We start from the raw sequence: 1,241 nt of genomic DNA on the forward strand, positions 1-1,241 counted from the left end.
GGCCGCCGCGCTACGGCAGCCGCTCGGTCGCGGAGGTCATGTCCTCGGCCGCGGCGTCCCTGGGCGTGCCCGGCTTCCGGGACGCGCTGGGGCTGCCCGCCGCCCGGAGGGTCGTCGTCGTCATGGTGGCCGGCCTGGGACGGGCCCAGCTGCGGGCCCGCGCCGGGCACGCCCCGGGCCTGGCCGGCGCGCAGGGCCTGGCCACCCTGGACGCGGCGTTCCCCACGACCACGGCGGCCTCGCTGGCGTCCCTCGGCACGGGCGCGGCCCCCGGGGCGCACGGACTCGTGGGCTACGACGTGCTGGACCCCGACCGGGACCGGGTCGTGAACCAGCTCGGCGGCTGGGACGCCGCCGTGGACCCCCGGGCGTGGCAGCCGCTGCCCACGGTGCTCGAGCGCGCCGCCGAGCACGTGGACGTGGTCACGGTCAGCCGGCAGCGCTTCGCCGGCTCCGGGCTCACCGACGCGGCCCTGCGCGGGGGCCGGTTCGTGGCCGCGGAGGGGCCGGCCGCGCGGGTCAGCACCGCGCTCGACCAGCTCGCGGCGGGACGCGACGCCCTCATGTACTTCTACTGGGACGAGCTCGACCGCACCGGCCACGCCCGGGGCTGGGAGTCCTGGGAGTGGACGGCCCAGCTCGAGGAGCTCGACGCGTCGCTGCGCCGTCTGGTCGCGCGCGTGCCGGCCGGCACCACGGTGCTGGTGACCGGTGACCACGGCATGGTGGACGTCCCGCGGGACGCGCGCGTCGACTTCTCCGAGCTCCCGGGGCTGCTGGACGGTGTCCGGCACACGGCCGGCGAGCCCCGCGCGGTGCAGCTGCACCTGGAGCCGGACGCGACGGCGCAGGACGTCCGGGCGCTCGTGGCCGCCTGGCGGGAGCAGTTCGGGTCCCGCGTGTGGATCCTCTCCCGGGAGGCGGCCCTCGACGCGGGCTACTTCGGCCCGCCGGCGCTCGTGCGCGACGCGGTGCGCGGGCGCATCGGCGACCTCCTCGTGCTGGGGCGGGAGCCCCTGGCGCTGTTCGACCTGGGCCGGGTCCGCCCGAGCGTCCTGTCCATGGTCGGCCAGCACGGCTCGCTGACGCGCGCCGAGCGGGAGGTCCCGCTGCTGCGCCTGGCCTGAGCGCCCGCCCACCGCGAGCCGGCGCAGGGACGCCGCGACCGGGGTGCCGCGGCCGGGTGAGCCGCCACGGGGCCGCAGCGCAGCGCGGCGATCCGGCCGCCGCGCCGGGTGGAC

General features: G+C 79.2%; 1 protein-coding gene. It reads left to right on the forward strand.

Going from position 1 to position 1,241, the window contains the following annotated elements:
* Nucleotides 1-1,127, forward strand: a 1,127-nt coding sequence (locus CRM73_RS19315) for a nucleotide pyrophosphatase/phosphodiesterase family protein (protein ID WP_229588812.1), incomplete at its 5' end; no start/stop codon positions are given.
* Between the last annotated feature and the right edge of the window lie 114 nt (nucleotides 1,128-1,241).

Origin of the sequence: Kocuria sp. CCUG 69068, assembly GCF_020833785.1 — a bacterium.
GTDB lineage: Bacteria > Actinomycetota > Actinomycetes > Actinomycetales > Micrococcaceae > Kocuria > Kocuria rosea.